The organism is Embleya sp. NPDC050154, assembly GCF_044460165.1.
Classification (GTDB): Bacteria; Actinomycetota; Actinomycetes; order Streptomycetales; family Streptomycetaceae; genus Embleya.
This window is the reverse complement of record NZ_JBITJP010000019.1, coordinates 58,406-74,923: the sequence shown is the minus strand read 5'-3', so window position 1 is coordinate 74,923 and position 16,518 is coordinate 58,406. Positions and strand designations below refer to the sequence as shown.

General features: G+C 70.9%; 17 protein-coding genes. 6 read left to right on the top strand and 11 right to left on the bottom strand.

Features of this window, described 5'->3' with window-relative positions:
- Position 1 precedes the first annotated feature (1 nt).
- Together ACIBSV_RS33385 and ACIBSV_RS33380 are read right to left on the bottom strand one after the other, a co-directional pair.
- Positions 2–1,048, bottom strand: a complete 1,047-nt coding sequence (locus tag ACIBSV_RS33385; RefSeq protein WP_395869749.1) for a FecCD family ABC transporter permease — start codon at positions 1,046–1,048, stop codon at positions 2–4.
- Positions 1,045–2,112, bottom strand: a complete 1,068-nt coding sequence (locus ACIBSV_RS33380) for a FecCD family ABC transporter permease (RefSeq protein ID WP_395869747.1) — start codon at positions 2,110–2,112, stop codon at positions 1,045–1,047. Before ACIBSV_RS33380 ends, ACIBSV_RS33385 begins: the two co-directional genes overlap by 4 nt.
- 158 nt (positions 2,113–2,270) lie before the next feature.
- On the opposite strand from ACIBSV_RS33380, the gene ACIBSV_RS33375 reads away from it, so the two are divergent.
- Entirely contained in the window at positions 2,271–3,287 is a 1,017-nt protein-coding gene (locus tag ACIBSV_RS33375) for an ABC transporter substrate-binding protein (protein WP_395869745.1), read from the top strand.
- Positions 3,288–3,490: 203 nt separating this feature from the next.
- Here the strand turns inward: ACIBSV_RS33375 and ACIBSV_RS33370 are convergent, their stop codons facing one another.
- The 3 genes from ACIBSV_RS33370 to ACIBSV_RS33360 all read right to left on the bottom strand — a co-directional run bounded on the left by ACIBSV_RS33370 (position 3,491) and on the right by ACIBSV_RS33360 (position 5,673).
- Positions 3,491–4,312: an ABC transporter permease gene (locus tag ACIBSV_RS33370; protein ID WP_395869743.1), complete on the bottom strand. Its 822-nt coding sequence runs from the start codon at positions 4,310–4,312 to the stop codon at positions 3,491–3,493.
- 7 nt (positions 4,313–4,319) lie between these two features.
- Complete coding sequence (locus ACIBSV_RS33365; protein WP_395869741.1) at positions 4,320–5,291, bottom strand: ABC transporter ATP-binding protein; 972 nt, start codon at positions 5,289–5,291, stop codon at positions 4,320–4,322.
- Positions 5,292–5,418: 127 nt separating this feature from the next.
- Positions 5,419–5,673: a hypothetical protein gene (locus ACIBSV_RS33360; RefSeq protein WP_395869739.1), complete on the bottom strand. Its 255-nt coding sequence runs from the start codon at positions 5,671–5,673 to the stop codon at positions 5,419–5,421.
- A 194-nt stretch (positions 5,674–5,867) separates the two neighbouring features.
- Between ACIBSV_RS33360 and ACIBSV_RS33355 the strand changes: the two genes are divergently transcribed.
- The gene (locus ACIBSV_RS33355; RefSeq protein WP_395869737.1) at positions 5,868–6,683 is read left to right on the top strand and encodes an alpha/beta fold hydrolase; all 816 of its coding nucleotides are present in this window, start codon (positions 5,868–5,870) and stop codon (positions 6,681–6,683) included.
- Positions 6,684–6,843: 160 nt separating this feature from the next.
- On the opposite strand, the gene ACIBSV_RS33350 is transcribed toward ACIBSV_RS33355, so the two are convergent.
- Positions 6,844–7,299 carry a hypothetical protein gene (locus ACIBSV_RS33350; RefSeq protein ID WP_395869735.1) on the bottom strand — a complete coding sequence of 152 codons (456 nt, stop codon included), beginning with the start codon at positions 7,297–7,299 and terminating at the stop codon, positions 6,844–6,846.
- 207 nt (positions 7,300–7,506) lie between these two features.
- Between ACIBSV_RS33350 and ACIBSV_RS33345 the strand changes: the two genes are divergently transcribed.
- Together ACIBSV_RS33345 and ACIBSV_RS33340 are read left to right on the top strand one after the other, a co-directional pair.
- A complete protein-coding gene (locus tag ACIBSV_RS33345) occupies positions 7,507–7,908 on the top strand; it encodes a hypothetical protein (protein WP_395869734.1) in 402 nt (133 codons plus the stop codon).
- Positions 7,909–8,077: 169 nt separating this feature from the next.
- Complete coding sequence (locus ACIBSV_RS33340) at positions 8,078–9,094, top strand: STM4015 family protein (RefSeq protein WP_395869732.1); 1,017 nt, start codon at positions 8,078–8,080, stop codon at positions 9,092–9,094.
- Positions 9,095–9,126: 32 nt separating this feature from the next.
- Here ACIBSV_RS33340 and ACIBSV_RS33335 read toward each other — a convergent pair whose 3' ends face one another.
- Positions 9,127–9,447 (bottom strand): chorismate mutase, encoded by a 321-nt coding sequence (locus ACIBSV_RS33335; protein WP_395869730.1) that lies wholly within the window; start codon positions 9,445–9,447, stop codon positions 9,127–9,129.
- Between the two features lie 295 nt (positions 9,448–9,742).
- On the opposite strand from ACIBSV_RS33335, the gene ACIBSV_RS33330 reads away from it, so the two are divergent.
- Complete coding sequence (locus ACIBSV_RS33330) at positions 9,743–9,931, top strand: hypothetical protein (RefSeq protein WP_395869728.1); 189 nt, start codon at positions 9,743–9,745, stop codon at positions 9,929–9,931.
- Here the strand turns inward: ACIBSV_RS33330 and ACIBSV_RS33325 are convergent.
- From ACIBSV_RS33325 to ACIBSV_RS33310, 4 genes are all read right to left on the bottom strand, one after another.
- A complete protein-coding gene (locus ACIBSV_RS33325) occupies positions 9,928–11,301 on the bottom strand; it encodes an MFS transporter (protein WP_395869726.1) in 1,374 nt (457 codons plus the stop codon). The two genes, ACIBSV_RS33330 and ACIBSV_RS33325, sit on opposite strands and share 4 nt — an antisense overlap.
- A 30-nt stretch (positions 11,302–11,331) precedes the next feature.
- Positions 11,332–12,201: a PIG-L deacetylase family protein gene (locus tag ACIBSV_RS33320; protein WP_395869724.1), complete on the bottom strand. Its 870-nt coding sequence runs from the start codon at positions 12,199–12,201 to the stop codon at positions 11,332–11,334.
- Between the two features lie 140 nt (positions 12,202–12,341).
- A complete protein-coding gene (locus tag ACIBSV_RS33315) occupies positions 12,342–13,973 on the bottom strand; it encodes a glycosyltransferase (protein ID WP_395869722.1) in 1,632 nt (543 codons plus the stop codon).
- 461 nt (positions 13,974–14,434) lie between these two features.
- Positions 14,435–15,325 (bottom strand): LysR family transcriptional regulator, encoded by an 891-nt coding sequence (locus tag ACIBSV_RS33310; RefSeq protein ID WP_395869719.1) that lies wholly within the window; start codon positions 15,323–15,325, stop codon positions 14,435–14,437.
- Positions 15,326–15,498: 173 nt separating this feature from the next.
- Between ACIBSV_RS33310 and ACIBSV_RS33305 the strand changes: the two genes are divergently transcribed.
- Positions 15,499–16,422: a ketopantoate reductase family protein gene (locus tag ACIBSV_RS33305; protein ID WP_395869717.1), complete on the top strand. Its 924-nt coding sequence runs from the start codon at positions 15,499–15,501 to the stop codon at positions 16,420–16,422.
- Positions 16,423–16,518: the final 96 nt, after the last annotated feature.

Below are 16,518 nucleotides of genomic sequence, written 5' to 3'. Positions count from 1 at the left end.
GTCAGCCTCCCTTTCCGGCCCGGTTGGTTCGGGCGAGCAGCCACATCAGGTACGGGGCGCCGACCGCGCCGGTGACGACGCCCACCGGCAGTTCGGTCGGCGAGAAGGCGAGCCGGGCGGCGAGGTCGGCGGCGAGCAGGGTCGCGGCACCGACCAGTCCGCTCGCGATCAGCGGGATGCCGGCGGTGCCGGCGAGTCGGCGGGCGATCTGTGGCGCGCCGAGCGCGATGAAGGCCACCGGTCCGGCCGAGGCGGCGGCCACCGCCGCCAGGCACGTGGCCACCACGAGCAGCGCGATTCGGGCGCGGCGCAGCGGCATTCCGAGGCTGAGCGCGGTGTCGTCGTCGAACTGCAGGAGTTGGTACGGGCGGGCCAGCGCGAGCGTGAGCGGCACCAGGACCAGCAGCGCGACACCCACCCAGCGCACGTGCGCGTAGTCGCGCCCGTTGAGGCTGCCGGTGAGCCACACCATGGCCCGGGATGCCTGGTCGATGTCGGCCCGCGCGAGCATCCAGCGGGTCAGGGCCATCAGCACGCCGTGCATCGCCAGGCCGACCAGCACGAACCGGTAGCCGGTGATGGTGCCGCCGCGATAGGCCATCACGTAGATGAAGACCGCAGTGAGCAACGCCCCGGCGAGCGCGCCGAAGGGGACGGCACCGAAGGACGCGGCGCCCGCCGAGGTGACGCCGCCGATCAGGATCGTGCAGACCGCGCCGGCGCTCGCCCCGGCGGAGATGCCGATCAGGTCCGGGCCGGCCAGCGGATTGCGGGTGACGGCTTGGAAGATCGCGCCGGACAATCCGAACGCGAGGCCGACGAGCAGTGCGGTCAGGGCGCGCGGCAGTCGCAGTTCGCGCACGATCAGGTCGGCGTCGCCGGAGCCGATACCCAGCAGCGAGTCGACGACGTCGGGGATCGGGATGGAGTACGTACCGATGGACACCGACGCCACCAGGCCGCACGCGATGATCGCGAGCAGCGTGCCGGCCACGATCGCCACGCGCGGGCGAACGGACATGCCGAAGGGGCCGAGTTCGACTCTCATCGGGCGTGCTCCTTGAGCTTGCCGCGCTTGACCAGCGCGATCAGGAACGGCGCGCCGAGGATCGCGGTGACCACGCCGACCTCGAGTTCGCCGGGGCGCGCCACCACCCGGCCGATCACGTCGGCACCGATGGTGAGCGTCGCGCCCGCGAGGCCGGAACAGGGGACGAGCCAGCGGGCGTCCGGGCCGGTGAAGGCCCGGACCACGTGCGGAACGACCAGGCCGACGAAGGTGATCGGGCCGGCGGCGGCGACCGCGGCGCCGGCGAGCAGGATGACCGCGAGGGCGCCGAGCGCGCGGGTGGTGCCGACCTTGACGCCCAGGGTGGAGGCGAGGTCGTCGCCCAGGGCGAGGGCGTTGAGCCGGCCGCACAGACCGAGGGCCAGGATCAGCCCGACGGCGACGAACGGCAGGAGGTGGACGCCGAGATCGGTGTCGCGTCCGGCCAGCGAGCCGACCGCCCAGAAGCGGTACTGGTCGAGGGTGCGGACGTCCAGCAACACGAGAGCGTTGGTGAACGCGTCCAACAGCGCGGTCACGGCGGCGCCGGCGAGGGCGAGTTTGGCGGGGGTGGCGCCGCCGTATCCGGTGCCGCCGACGACGTAGGCGAGCAGGCCCGCGAGCGCGCCGCCGAGGAAGGCGAACCACACGTACTGGTAGGGGCTGGTCAGTCCGAGCAGGCCGATGCTCGCGGCGACCGCGCAGGCCGCACCCGCGCTGACCCCGATCAGACCGGGGTCGCCGAGCGGGTTGCGGGTGATGTCCTGCGCGACCGCGCCCGCCACACCCAGCGAGATGCCCACCAACAGGCCCAGGAAGGTGCGCGGGACGCGCAGGTCCCGAACGATGATCGCGTCGCCCTCGCGGCTGCCGCCCAGCGCGTGGAAGACATCCGCGAGCGGGACGTTCTTGGCGCCGATGGCGAGCGACGCGAACAGGACGGTCGCCAGGGCGGTGAGCAGTACGGCCGTCACCGTGAGGCGGCGGCCGGCGCCGTGGCGCTCCGGCGCCGGTGGTCGTTCGGGTGCCGCGCGTGGGACGGCGAGATCGATGTTCGAAGGCACGAACGTAAGGTAAGGCACGCCTAAAATCCGGAAAACACGACCCTGTCGCTTGTGCCCGGATAGGCAAGGCTAACCTCATCCCCAATTCCCGGATGCGGATGGCCTCGCGCTGCGCCGTGCCCGGACATCCTGCCGAATCGCTCATCCATGGAGGGCACATGCTCACGCTCGGACGCCGCAGACGGAGCGCTCGTCTCGGCCTTGCCGCACTGGCCATCGCGCTGACGGCGGGCCTTGCCGCGTGCGGCGAGGACTCCGACGACAAGGCCGCGGGCACCGACAAGCCCGCGGCGGCGTCCTCCGGCGCAGCCGCCTCCACGGCCTCCTTCCCGCGCACCATCACGCACGACAAGGGCACCACCACGATCAAGGAGAAGCCCAAGCGCGTGGTGGCGCTCGACAACAGCCTCGTCGAGGCGGTCGCCGCCCTCGACGTTCCGCTGGTCGGCGGCATCGGTTCCTACCGCGACCAGAAGGGCTTCCCGCCCTACCTCGGCGACGCGGTGAAGAACACCAAGGACGTCGGCCCGCTCGACAGTCCCAACCTCGAACAGATCGCGCTGCTCAAGCCCGACCTGATCGTCTCCGCGACCGTGCGACACGACCAGTTGTACGCGCAGTTGTCCAAGATCGCGCCGACCGTCTTCGTCAAGACCACCGGTCCGATCTGGAAGGAGAACGTCAAGCTGGTCGGCCAGGCGCTCGGCGAGGACGACAAGGCCAAGGCCAAGCTGACCGCGTACGAGACGCGCGCCAAGAAGGTCGGCGACGCGATCAACGCGAAGGCGAACAAGCCGACGGTGTCCATCGTGCGCTTCGTGGACGGCCCGACGCGCATCTACCTCGGCAAGACGTTCAGCGGCATCATCCTGAGCGACATGGGCCTGACCCGTCCCGAGAACCAGCGCGACCCCGAGAAGTTCAACATCGAGGTCAGCGAGGAGCAGATCGGGCAGGCCGACGCCGACTACATCTTCCTGACGTCCTTCTCGGGCGGCGAGGAGCGCAAGGCCAAGTTCATGGCCAACCCGCTGTGGCAGCGCCTGAAGGCCGTGCAGGCCGGGCACGTGTACGAGGTCAAGGACGAGAGTTGGATGACGGCGGTGTCCCTCCAGGGCGCGGACGTGGTCCTGGACGACCTGGCCCGCACGTTCGGGGTCGACCCGGCGAAGTAGAGCCATCGATCCGGGCGCGGCGTGCCGATGCGTTGTGCGTCGTGTCGCGCGTTGCGCGTCCGCGACGGTGTGGCAAGGGAAGGCGTCGACCGCGGTGCGGTCGACGCCTTCCGACATGTTCGTCGTGGGCCGGGGTGCACGTGCCCGGCGCCGGGGTCGCCCGGCACGGGCGCGGGACGCGGGGGCACGACGGGCCCGCCGGGTCAGGCGTCCCGCTTCTCCAGGAGGAGGGCGCCCAGGAGCAGCAGGAGCAGGGTCTCGGCGACGAAGACCGCGAAGCCCGTCCACGGTTGGAACATCTTGTCCGCGGCCTCGACCGCCATGACCTGTCCGCCGGCGTTGGCGGGCATCAGCTTGGCGATCCAGTCACCGGTCTTGCCGGGGATCAGGCCCACCACGCCACCGACCACGAAGATCAGCGCGATGCCCAGGGTGATGGCGCCGGCGGTGTGCCGCAGCAGCACGCCCAGCGCCATCCCGAACAGGCCCAGGACGGCCAGGTACAGGCCCGTGCCGATCAGTGCCCGGAGCACGCCGGGTTCGCCGAGGCCGACACCGACGTCCTTGGCGTCGAGCATCAGGTTGGCCAGGAAGTAGCAGCAGAACGCGGTGATCGCCCCGACCACGAAGAGGACGAGGGCCAGGACGAGGGCCTTGGCGGCGAGCATCGAGGCGCGCCACGGCACCGCGGTCAGGCTGGTACGGATCATGCCGGTCGAGTACTCGGCCGTCATCGACATCACCCCGAGCACCAGGGCGGCGATCTGGCCGAAGGCGACGCCGACGGTGAGCAGGTCGGGAGCGTCGTTCTCCTTTCCCTCGGCCACGTCCTTGGCCACGTCGCCCGCCGCCAGGGCGGCGATACCCCAACTGATCAGGACGCTCACCGCGAACAGGGCGAGCAGCGTCCACATGGTCGAGCGCACGGTCTTGATCTTGGCCCACTCGGAGTCCAGGATCCGGGCGAAGGTCAGCCGCGGGGCGTGCCCGAGGGCGGTGGGCGCGGCGGGCGTGGTCGTCGTCATCGAGGCCTCATCCGATCCGGTCGGCGGTGGTCGGCGGACCCCAACCCGGGACCGTCGCGGCGGCCTCCGGGGGTGCGCCGCCGGTGTGGTATTCGACGCTGTCGGCGGTGAGCCGCATGAACGCCTCCTCGAGTGAGGCCTCGACCTTCGCCAGTTCGTGCAGGAACACCCCGTTGTGTCCGGCGAGGTCACCGACCTGGTCGGTACTCACGTCCTGGACCAGCAGCGCCCCCGCCTGATCCCGGGTCACCTGCCAGCCCGCGTCCGTCGCGAGCCGGGCGAGTCGATCCGCCTGCGGCGAGCGCACTTTCACATGGCTGATCGAGTTCTCCGCGATGAACCGGGCCACGCCCGTGTCGGCGAGGATCCTTCCGCGCCCGATGACCAGCAGGTGGTCGGCGGTCAGGGACATCTCGCTCATCAGATGGGAGGAGACGAAGACCGTGCGGCCCTCGCCGGCGAGCCGCTTCATCAGGTTCCGGATCCACAGGATGCCCTCGGGGTCGAGCCCGTTGACGGGTTCGTCGAACAGCAGCACCCGAGGGTCGCCGAGCAGCGCCCCGGCAATCCCCAGGCGTTGGCCCATCCCCAGGGAGAAGCCCCCGGAGCGTTTCCTGGCGACGGAAGTGAGGCCGACCGTGTCCAGCACCTCGTCCACCCGGGTGAGCGGAATGCCGTTCGACTTCGCCAGCACCACCAGATGGTCCCGGGCGGTGCGGCCGCCGTGCAGGGCCTTGGCGTCGATGAGGGCCCCCACCTCCAACATCGGCGCGGCCAGGTCCCGGTAGGCCCGACCGTCCACGGTCACCCGACCGGCACTGGGCCGGTCCAGGCCCAGAATCATCCGCATCGTGGTGGACTTTCCCGCGCCGTTGGGGCCGAGGAACCCGGTGACCCGTCCGGGGTGAACCTCGAAGCTGACGTCGTCGACAGCCGTCTTCGCTCCGTACCTCTTGGTGAGGCCTTCCGCAACAATCATGGATATATGCCGCCTTCTCCTCGGGCGGTCTTCATGATCACCCGTGTCGAAGGGATCCGCATCCGTACCACGCGACGGTGACGTGCGTCCGGCTCGGCCGTTCGGGGTGGGTTGTCGGTGGTCCTGATCAGGCGGAGCCGAGCATGCGCCAGAAGAGTCCGGAGTACCACCCGGCCGTGCGCTTGCTTCCGAGGCGGTCGTACGCCGCGTGCGCCTCGGCGAGGTGGCGTGCCGCGGCCTGGCGTGGCGTGATGAGGTACACCGCGCGGCGCGTACCGCACGCGTCGCACTCGACGAACACGTCGTATGTGAGTTGGTTCAGGCGGACCTCGTGCGTGCGACCGTCGCTCGAATGGGCCCAGTACCGGTGGGTCGTCGTCAAGGCCCTTCTCCTTCCGTTCGTGAGACCTGCCGACCAGTGTGGCGCGGTGATATCGCACCGGATACGGGGATTTCCCCCGGGCCGGGGCCGGAAGGCCGTTGCCGGGACGCATGGGAATCTCGAGTCCGGGACAGGGGCTCGTGGACGAAGTGAGCGGCGGGCCCGCCGCGAACGCACGAGCGAGGAGAACCGGCATGCCGCGCGCGCAGGTGAATGGCGCCGACCTGTATTACGAAGTCGCGGGCGAGGGCGAGCCGCTCGTGCTCGTTCACGGCTCGTGGACCGACCATCGCAGTTGGAGCCCGGTCGTTCCCGCGCTCGCCGCGTCGTACCGCGTGGTGACCTACGACCGTCGGGGGCACGGGAGGAGCACCGCCCCGGCCGGAGCGGGCTCCCGTACCCAGGACGAGGACGACTTGGCGGCGCTGGTGGAGCGGCTCGACGTGGCGCCCGCCCACGTGGTCGGAAACTCGTTCGGCGCGTCCACGGCGCTGGGGTTGGCCGCGCGTCGGCCCGAGTGGTTCCGCAGCCTCGTCGCGCACGAGCCGCCGCTGCTGGAGACCGTGGCGGGCGATCCGGAACTCGAGCCGCTGATGCGCGAGATGCAGGGCCGGATCGACGCGGTCGTCGACAGCCTGCGCGCGGGCGACGACCGGGGCGGGGCGTACCGCTTCGTCGAGGAGGTCGCGCTCGGACCCGGGATGTGGGAGAAGTTGACCGATGCGGTGCGCGACACGTTCATCGCCAACGCTGCCACGTTCTCGGACGAACAAGCCGATCCGCACTGGGCCGGGCTCGACCTCACCGGGGTGTCCGCGTTCGCCGCGCCCGTGCTCCTGACATACGGCACCGAGAGCCCGCCCTGGTTCCCGCGGATCGTCGGCAAGCTCGACGACACGATCCCACACGCGCAGGTGCGGACGTTCAACGGCGCCGGGCACGTCCCGCACTCGACCCACCCCGAGCAGTACGTCGCCACCGTGCGGGGCTTTCTGGCCGGTTCCCGCTGACCGGCCCTCCCGATGCGATCGACCCGATCGGCGAGGTGGCGGCTCAGCCTCGTCACCGGGTCCGACCCGGCCGTCCCTCAACCCACCGGGTCGCACCTGTGCGTGCTCCCGTGCCGCTTCCACCCGTTCTCGGCGGCCGTGCTCCGATGGGCGTGCCGGGTTACTCCCCGGGGGCTTGCGTACGTGCCTCCGTCGCGTGTGCCTCCGCCAATCGCTCCTCGATGACCAGGCGGATCGGAGCGTACGCCGCGTCGGCCGCGCGCATGCGGGCGGCGCAGCGTTCGAAGGAGGCGCGGGAGCGCTCGCGGCGGTTGGGCATCAGGTCGCCCCAGCGTCGGCGGATGACCGTGCGATCGGCGAACGGCCGTGACACATAGCGGATTCCGTGCTGGTATCGCACATCGGACTCGGCCGATCGCAGCTCGCCCTGGAAGGTCTCGAAGGCGTGGTACCACCGGGCGTACTCGTCCGGGAGGCACCGGACCGACTGCCCGCGCGGGACGACGTCGCCGACCTGGTAGAGGGTGTACTCCAGCCCTTCGGGGACCCGCACCCAGGCCATCGTGGTCCACGGCCACGGAATCAGCTTGAATCGGTGCCGCTGGATGTAGGCCACGGCCTGTCCTCTCCTCGGTTCGCGAAGCATTTCGGAAGCATCCCAAAGGTAGGGGCGCGAACCCGGGGGCGGAAGATCACCGCCGGGTCGGGGCCTAGTCTTCGTCGAAGTCGTGGTAGGCGACCGGTCGTCCCGGTTGCCACCCGCCCGCACACGGCCGGGCCGGGCGCGATGCACGCAGGGGCCGGACGGTGCGAAGGGGCGATGATGTCGGACGAGGACGCGGTGGTGAATGCCGAATTCCGCCGCCGCTACGGCGTGGGGTTCGTGGTCGCGTTGATGCGCAACAACTCCCACGAGGTCACCCTCGATCTGCCGATGTCGTTCGACGGCGCCGTGCGACATGTCGCGGCCATCCTGGCCGGCGTGGGTGTCGCACCGGAGTCGGGTGGAGGCGAATCGAGTCCGGGCCGGCGGACGATCCGGGTGGTCACGGGCGGTGGCCATCTGCGGATGAACCCGGTTCTGGTGACCGTCGCGCTCACGAGCGAATCCGAGACCACACGGGTCGTGGTTCGCGGCACGGCCAAGGAAGGGCTGATCAAACAGCGCGCGGGGGAGAAGACCGCCGAAATGATCGCCGGCCTGCTGAGGGTCGAGCGTCGATAGCGGTGGGCCGGTCGATGGGCGACGGCGTGCGGTGACCGACGCGGCGATCCGGCTCACGCGACCGATCCGTCGGCGCGCCTCGCCCCGGACCCCCGCGCACGCGCCGTGTCGGCGGGTGTCCGTAGGCTTCCGCCGGGACGAGGGCGGATCGGGAACGGAGCAGACCCTGATGAGTGTGTGGGAGCATCTCGCCGAGTTGGGCGGGCTCACGGTGCATCCGTTCCTGGCGGACGACGACATCGACACCTTCGAGACGGACAACGACGAGCACCTTGCCGAACTCGTCGCCTCCGCCCCCGAACCCGCGGCGGTCGCCTGGAAGATCGCCACCCACTTCGACGCCGAGCTCGAATTCCCGGAGGTGCTGGAGCTCTTCCTCAAGACCGTCGACACCACGCAGGTGCGGGCGCTGGTCATCGGCTACTGGGCCACCGACATCCTGGACGGCGACGAGGAACCCGTCATCGGCCTGCTGTGCGCGCATGCCGACAAGTTCCCCGCGCTGCGCCACCTGTTCGTCGCCGACATCACCAGCGAAGAGCACGAAGTCTCGTGGATCCCACCCGAGGACATCACACCGCTCCTGGAGGCATTCCCGAACCTCGAGGAATTGGGCTACCGGTTCGGCCAGTTCCGCACCGCGGAACCCGGACTCGTCCTGCGCCCGATCCGGCACGCGCGGCTGCGCAAGCTCGTCCTGCAGACCGGCGGCATGCCCGCGCAGTTGCCCCGGACGGTCGCGGCGTGCGAATTCCCCGCCCTGGACCACCTCGACCTGTGGCTCGGCGTGGACATGTACGGAGGCGACGCGACCCCGGCCGACCTGGCCGATCTCCTGGACGGCACCCGGCACCCCGCGCTGCGGCACCTGGGTCTGATGAACAGCGAGATCCAGGACGAGGTCGCGGCGGCAGTCGCCGCCGCCCCCCTCGTCGCGCGGCTGCGCTCACTCGACCTGTCCATGGGCACGCTCTCCGACACCGGCGCCGAGGCGCTGCTCGCCGGCCGGCCCCTCACCCACCTCGAACGCCTCACCGTCCGTCACCACTTCCTCGGTGACGGCGCCGTCCGACGGCTCCGCGAAGCCCTCGAACCGGCCGGGGTGGCCGTCGACCTCTCCGAGGCATGCACCCCGTGGGAAGCGGAGACCCCCGAAGAGGGCAGGTACACGCAGGTCGCCGAATAGCGAAGCTCGACCCGGGGGACGTGTCGGGCTGCCTACGGCCCTTGGTGGGGTACGGGATCGGCCGCGTCGGTGCTTCGGCGGTGTTCGTGGAGTTCGAGATCGATGAACGCGGCGATCATGGCCCGCCAGACGGCTTCCGCCACCTCGGGTGCCAGTCCCGCCGTGACGGCGCGGTCACGTACGGCCGCGATGACGCGTTCGACTCGATCGGGAGCCCTGACCGCCTGCTCGTCGCTCTTGAATCCGGCGGCCGTGCGCACCAATTCCTGACGTTGTGCGAGCAACCGGACCACTTCGGAGTCGAGTTCGTCGATCCGCATGCGGATCTCGGCGAGGTCTCGGGGTGCTGACATGACCACAGCGTCGCACATCTTCCCGGGACGACGGCCCGCTCCGCGTCGCGGCCGGGTCCGGTTCGACTTTCGGGTTGGGGCAGGCAACTTTCGTCGGTATCGAGGCCATGCCCCGGCCGGCATCGTCGGTCGGGGCCGGAGCAGGGCCGGATCGGTATCCGGATCGGCCCGTTCGGCATCGTCGCCCGTCACGGGCGGTGTGTACCCCGGTCGATGCTCATCCGGGTTTCGTCCCGGCATCGACCGCTGCCAATCCTCAACCGGAAGGATGCAACTCCTCGTGAAAATACGCCGCTTGATCGTCACGACCGTTTCCGCCGCCGTCCTGGCACCCGTATTCGTGCTGGCCACGGGAACTTCGGCGAACGCCACTCTGCCGCAGCACGGGCGGCTGCCGCAGTGCATGAAGGCGTACGACATGAATTACAACCTCGGCGGCAAGGCCTTTGCCACCGCCCAGTTGCGGGCGTGTCTGGGCGCTTAGGCGAGTCTTGGCGGCAGGTGCTCTCGATGGTGACGACAGCCCGCGCGACCCGGTCGGGTGGCAGAGGCCGTCGTCGGCGAGGTTTCCTCCCGTCGCCGAACCGTCGGGGTCTTCCGGGAATCGCGAACGCCCCGGACGCCCCCGGGACTCCGGGAGGTGCGGTTCTCGGACAGGAGTCCGGAGAGGGAAGCTGCGACGACCGCGAGCAGGGGCAGCAGGAGCAGGGCGAAGCGCAGCGTGATGTGGCCGGCGAGGAAGCCGACGAGTGGCGGTCCGGCCAGGAAGGCGAGGTAGCCGGTGGTGGAGACGGTGGCGACGGCGGGGCCGGGGGTGTCGGGGTACTGCCGGCCGACGCCGCCCACCACGAGCGGGAACGACGAGGCGATGCCCAGGCCGACGGCCGCGAACGCGGGTACCACCACCCACGGGTGAGGCGCCGCGATCGCGAGAGCGGCGGCGGATCCGGTCGCCAACGCGCCGAGGCGCACGACCCGCACCGGGCCGAAGCGCGCGGCCACACGATCACCGGAGAGCCGTCCGAGCGTCATGGCCAGTGCGAACACCGTGTAGCCCGCGCCCGACACACCGGGCCCCGCGTGGACCGAATCCGCCAGATACACGGTGCCCCAGTCGGTGACCACGCCCTCGATGAGCAGGACGCACAGCCCGAGCAGGCTGAGCCCCAACAGGCGTCCCCGCAGTCCCGGTCGGGTTCGGGATGTGGGTTCGGTACGCGCCTTCGGCACGTGGTGGACGGCCGGCCGCAGCGCCGCGACGGCCGGCGCCGAGGCGGTCAGGGCGACGGCGGCGGTGACCACGAACTGGGTGGCCGGACGGACGCCGGCCGCCGCCGCGACCGTGCCGATCAGGGCGCCGGTGAGCGCGCCCGCGCTGTACAGGCCGTGGAACGAGGACATGCGTGGGCGTTCCGCGTCGCGTTCGCCGTCGACGGCGTGGGTGTTCATGGCCACGTCGAGCGCGCCGACGGCGGCGCCGAGGACCGCGAGGCCTAGGGTGAGCGATATCAGACCGTCGGCCAGGGCGAGCAGGGCGACCGCCGACGCGTAGATCGGCAGCGCGACACGGGTGACGAGGCGGCTTCCGAATCGGTTGACCAGGACGCCGGCCGCCGGCATCGCCGGTACCGACCCGAGCGCGACGCCGAGCAGTGCGATGCCCAGTTGTCCGTCCGACAGGTGCAGATCGGCCTTGACCTGCGGGATGCGCGGCGCCCAACTGGCGAGGACCGTCCCGTTGAGGAAGAACACGGCGTACAGCCCCCACCGGCCGGAACCCGGTCGGTGTTCCCGGTCTCGGCGGCGTCGGCGCGACGCGCGGCGGGCAGCGGGTGCTTCGGGGCGGATGCGCATGGCTCTCCGTTCTCCGTTCTCCGTGTGGTTTCACGTCCTGCTCGGGCGGCGGTCGGCTACGGTCGCGACGACTCCGGGCGGGTCATGCGGGTCATGCGGGTCATGCGTGGCGGATGTGGGGGTGATCCAGGGCAGCGCGAGGTCGGCCGTCGTCGTCGGTGGATGGGCGCGGGCACGGGTGAACGCTTCCGCGTACGCGACGCCCACCTCTCGGCCGCGCAGCGCGGACTGCCGTCGGGCGAGGTCCACGAAGTCGTGGCCGCCGCGCCGGCGGCGGCCGTCGTTCTGACTCGCGTGTCGCGACACCATGGCCTCCTTGGTCGGCATGGTGTCGGTGATGTTTACCCACAGGTCCGGCGTACCCCCGTTCGCGCCGGTCAACGTATCCATCCGGAACAACGCCGGGACGGTGTCGAGGGCGGCGTGCCCGGTTTCGAGGCCCGGTTCGCGAGCCAGTAGCCGCGCGGCGCTCGCGAGGGCGCCCGCGGCCCGGTGGTCGGGGTGGTAGTCCTCGGGGTGATGCGCGAACAGCACGTCGGGGCGGGTGCGGCGCAGCACGTCCACGACGAGTAGGCGGGCCGCGGGGGTGTCGTAGAGGAAGCCGTCCGGCAGTCCGAGCATGATCGAGTCCGCTCCGAGTACGGACGCGGCCTCGCGGGCCTCGTGTGCGCGAACACGGGCGATCGGGGACGGGGACGGGGAGGCGGACGGGGATAGGGACGGAGACGGGGACGCGGACGGGATGGAGGGCGTGGCCCGGGGCTCGGTCGGTGCGCCCGGTGCGCCGTTGGTCAGGATGGCGATGGTCACGTGGGCGCCCTGCGCTCGGTAGCGCGCGAGGGTTCCGGCGCACAGCAGTTCGACGTCGTCGGGGTGGGCGCCGAGGGCGAGGATTCGCATGGCGATCGGTCCTTGGTGTCGGGGTGGACGTCGTGGTGGATGGCGTTGCGCGGGGTCCTGTGTTCACCTCGGGAGTGCGCCCGGTGCACCATGTCGTGCGGCGGTCCGGTCCATTCGGGGTAGGGGTTCGCCGCCGCCTGCTATGGGAGTTCGCAGAGAATCCGTGCGAACCCCAGCACGCCGCTGTCCGTGAGGAAGTTCGTGCGCACATGGCGGCGTCCGTTGTCGCCCAGCTCCCGGGCGTACGCCGGGTCGGCGAGCAGTCGGTCGATGCCGGCGCCGAGTCCCGGCAGATCGTGCGGGTGGTTCAGCAGCAGGCCGGATCGGCCGTGTCGGATCTGTTGTCGGATTCCACCCACCGGCGAGGCGATCACGGGCCGTCCCTTCCAGGCGGCCTCGGACACGGTCAATCCGAATCCCTCGGCGAGGCTCTTTTGGATCACCACGGTCGAACACCGTTGGATGGCGTTGATGGTCAACGCGTGCTCGGTCGGATGATCGGTGGGAATCTCGACCAGATGCACCCGGCCCGGCCGGTTCCGCCGACGTTCGCGGGCCTCGCGGCACTCCGCGAGCACCTGTTCGGCCTGCGCGTCGCCGGCCGCTCGTGGTCCCACGAGCAGCAGGTGCGCACCGAAGTCCGGGTCGACATGGTCGGTGAACGCCTCGATCACGCCCGGGATGTCCTTGACCCGGTCCCATCGACTCACCTGCGTGACGAGTGGCGTGCCGGCCGGCAACGCACCCGCGTGACGATCGATCCGCGCGGTATGGCGAAGGAGCGGATCGGCGAAGGCGAAACCACCGGACGGATCCGCGTCAGCGCCGCTCGGCTCTCGAAAGACGCCGATCCGCGCCATCAGGCGCGACGTGTCCACGGCGGGCCGCAGCGGCAGGTTCTTCGGTGACAGCGGGTTGATCGACGGTGACAGGATGCGGACCGGTACGTCGGGCAGCCCGACCGGCAGCGCTCCGTCGTACGACGCGATGAAGCCGTGTGCGGCGGACAGGTATCGACGCAGGAACTGCCAAGCGGGACCGGCTGGTTCGGCATGCAGAGGAGCGCCGATGTGGCATTGCCACAACACGGTGCACCCGGCCTCGCGCAGGTACGGGATCAGGCCCGCCGTCTGGTGATCGTGCAGGACGACCACGCTGCGTCGGCCCATGACGCCGAGCAGGCGCTCCGCGGCTGCGCGCGACATGCGTTCGTACAGGGCGCGGCCGCCTTCCGGGGTCGGCGGGTCCTCGTGTGCGTGCGCGGCGACGCCGCACATCCGGTAGTAGAGCGCCTTGGTCAGGGCGCGGAACGCGCGGCTGCCCTCGATCGTGGCCCACCGGGTATCGATGCCCTCACCGCGCATGTGGGGCAGCGTGGCGCGGAGAAGCTCGGCGACCCCACCGCGCGTCGGATTGTCACTCACGTGCCACACCTCGCGCCCGTCGAGGCGCTCGCGGGCCTCGCGCAGTGCGCCGTGCACCTCGGCGAGCCGTTCCGCGCCGACGAGGTGTTCGAGGCGGGCCAGGGGTGTCGCCGGCAGTTCGACCTCCGGCAGCGGCGAGGTCGGCCCGCGAGGCGGCGGGTGCGAGTCGTGGACACGGGGCCGGGTCGAGCGAGTCGCCGTTGTGCCGGTGCTCCCGGCGTTTCCGGTGCTGTTGATGGTGCCCGCGTTGCCCGTGCTGTCCGTATTGTCCGTGCTGCCCGTGGTGTCGGTGGGACGGCCGACGGGGCGGGGCAGGGATGGCCCGTGGCAGCGTTCGGTGCGGATCATTGCGGTTGCCTTGCTGTGCGTGGAGCGGTGGTGGGGGACGTACCGAGACGACACGCGGCCCTCGGGGCCGGTCCCGGATTCACCCTTCGACCCGAATTCGGATTCGGATCCGAGTCCGGATCGCGGCATCTGCCATTCACCATCGATCTCGCGCTGTCCCGGGCGCCTGAGCCGGCAGTCCCTGACCGGTCCCGCATCCACCCGAGCCACCGGCCACCCATGCGCGAGCGGCGGCGTGAGCGTTACGACGTTCCTGCACGAGCCCGAGGTCGGCACATCCTCGAGGAGCCCGGAATTCACCGACGCCCGACGCGGCCGAACCCGTCCCTGCCCCGCCCCGGCCGCCCCGGTTCCTCAAGCGATCGTCGACAGCCGACGCGCCACGACAGCCGCAGGTGTTCGCCCGATCGAGAATCGCCGTCCGGCCGGCCGCCACGGCGAGCACCGTGCCGGCTCGTCCGTCACCGTGGGCCGTCGAGGGCGACGCTGTCGGCGAAGGCTCGGGCCAGGGGGGTGAGGTCGTCCCAGCGGCGTACGGCCCAGCCGACCGACAGGGGTGGTAGGTCGGGGATGGGGAGGAAACGTATCGGGCCGGTTCCGTCGGTGCCGCGTTGGTCCGGGAGGGCCGGGACGACGGCGTGTCCGAGGCCGAGTTCGGCGAGCAGGATGGCGGTGTCCCAGTCGGCGACGCTGGTGTCGGATGTGACGTGAATGGCCAGCCTCGCGAAGGCCGCGTCGAGGTGCGCCCGCGAGGAGGAGTCCTCCGGAAGCCTGATGTGCCGGATGCCGACGAGCTCGGCGGTGTCGATGTGGGTGCGGTCGGCGAACGGATCGTCGGCGCGGACGGCCAACACCCAGGGCAGTTCGGCGACGCGGCGTTGTTGGATGCCCTGGATCGGGCCGCCGACGGTGATCCAGGCCAGGTCGAGGGTGTTGGAGGCGAGCGCGTCGAAGCAACTGCGACTGGAGGTCTCGGTCCGAAACTCCAGGCTGGCTTTGGGGTATCGGCTGCGGAAGGCGACGACGGCCCCGGACAGGAAGTGCCGCACGGTGGTGGCGCCCGTCGTGACCCGTACCGATCCGGCCTCGCCGTGGGCCAGTTCGTCGAGGCGACGCAGGGCCACGTCCAGGCCGGCGATGCCGTCGGCGGCGGCCGCTTGCAGCAGGCGTCCCGCCGCGGTGGGGGCGACGCCGCGGGGGTGGCGTTCCAGGAGTTGTAGCTTCGTCTCCCGTTCCAGCCGCTTCACATGCTGACTCACCGCCGACTGTGTGCACGAGAGTTCCCGGGCGACGGCGCTCAGGCTCCCGGCTCGGCACACCGCGACGAAGACACGCAGATCATCGAGAGTCATGGACTTAAGGTAACGCTTGGGTAGTTGGCATAAAACCCGAGGATTGACTTGGAAGTGCCCCGGTTCGATGATCGATCCGGGCGGCAACCTGCTCTCACCCACGCGCCCCCGTCCGGACGGGAGAGCCCGGTGGAGCAGGTGCCGACCCCGACCGCCATCGAGAGGAATATCCCGTGTCCGCTTCGACTCCCTCCGACAACGAACACGCCGGCGCGCGCCCGTGGACCGTGGCGGTACTCGGGCCGGGAGGAGTGGGCGGCCTGCTCGCCGCGCTCTTGTCCCGGGCCGGTCACCGGGTGATCTGTGTCGCGGGGGAGGAGACCGCACAGACTATGCGGCGAAGCGGGATTCGGGTGTGCAGCGGGCAGTTCGGCGACTTCACCGCGCACGTCGAGACGGATACCGAACTGCGCGATCCCGTCGACCTGTGCCTGATCACCGTCAAGCACACCGCGCTGAGCGGGGCGCTGGAACGCATACCGCCGCAGGCGGTCGGGAACGGCCTGATCGTGCCACTGCTCAACGGCATCGAGCACCCCTCGGTACTGCGTGGGTACTTCGGCGAACGGAACGTCGTCGCACCCGGCGTGATCCGTGTCGAGTCGACGCGCATCGCGCCGGGCGTCATCGAACACGGCAGCCCGTTCACGGAGATCGACCTGGCCGGATCGCGGGAGCAACTCGCTCCCCTGGCGGCCGTGCTCACGGATGCCGGCGTGCGCACGCGCACGGTGGCGGACGAGACCGCCGCCCTGTGGACAAAACTCGCCTTCCTCGCGCCCTTTGCGCTGCTCACCACCCGCTACGGGCTCACCATCGGCGAGGTGAGGGCCGAGCGCCGGGCGGAGTTGGTCGCTCTCGTCGAGGAAGCGGCCGCGGTGAGCGCGGCCTGCGGTGCGCCGGTCGATCCCGCGCGATCCCTGGCGCTGTACGACTCCTTTCCGGCGCAGACCAAGTCGTCCATGCAACGCGACGCGGAGACCGGCCGTCCCACCGAACTCGACGCGATCGGCGGCGCGTTGTTGCGCGCGGCCACGCGGCACGGCACGCCGGTACCCGTCGCGGTCCGGTTGATGGCCGAGCTCACGAGCGGGTGACCGCCCCCGCGTAGAAGACGTACCGCGTCACGGTCGGGCTCGGAGTGCCGGTGTCGACCGGGTGGAAGACGGGGCGCTCGGGGGCCGAACCTGCCG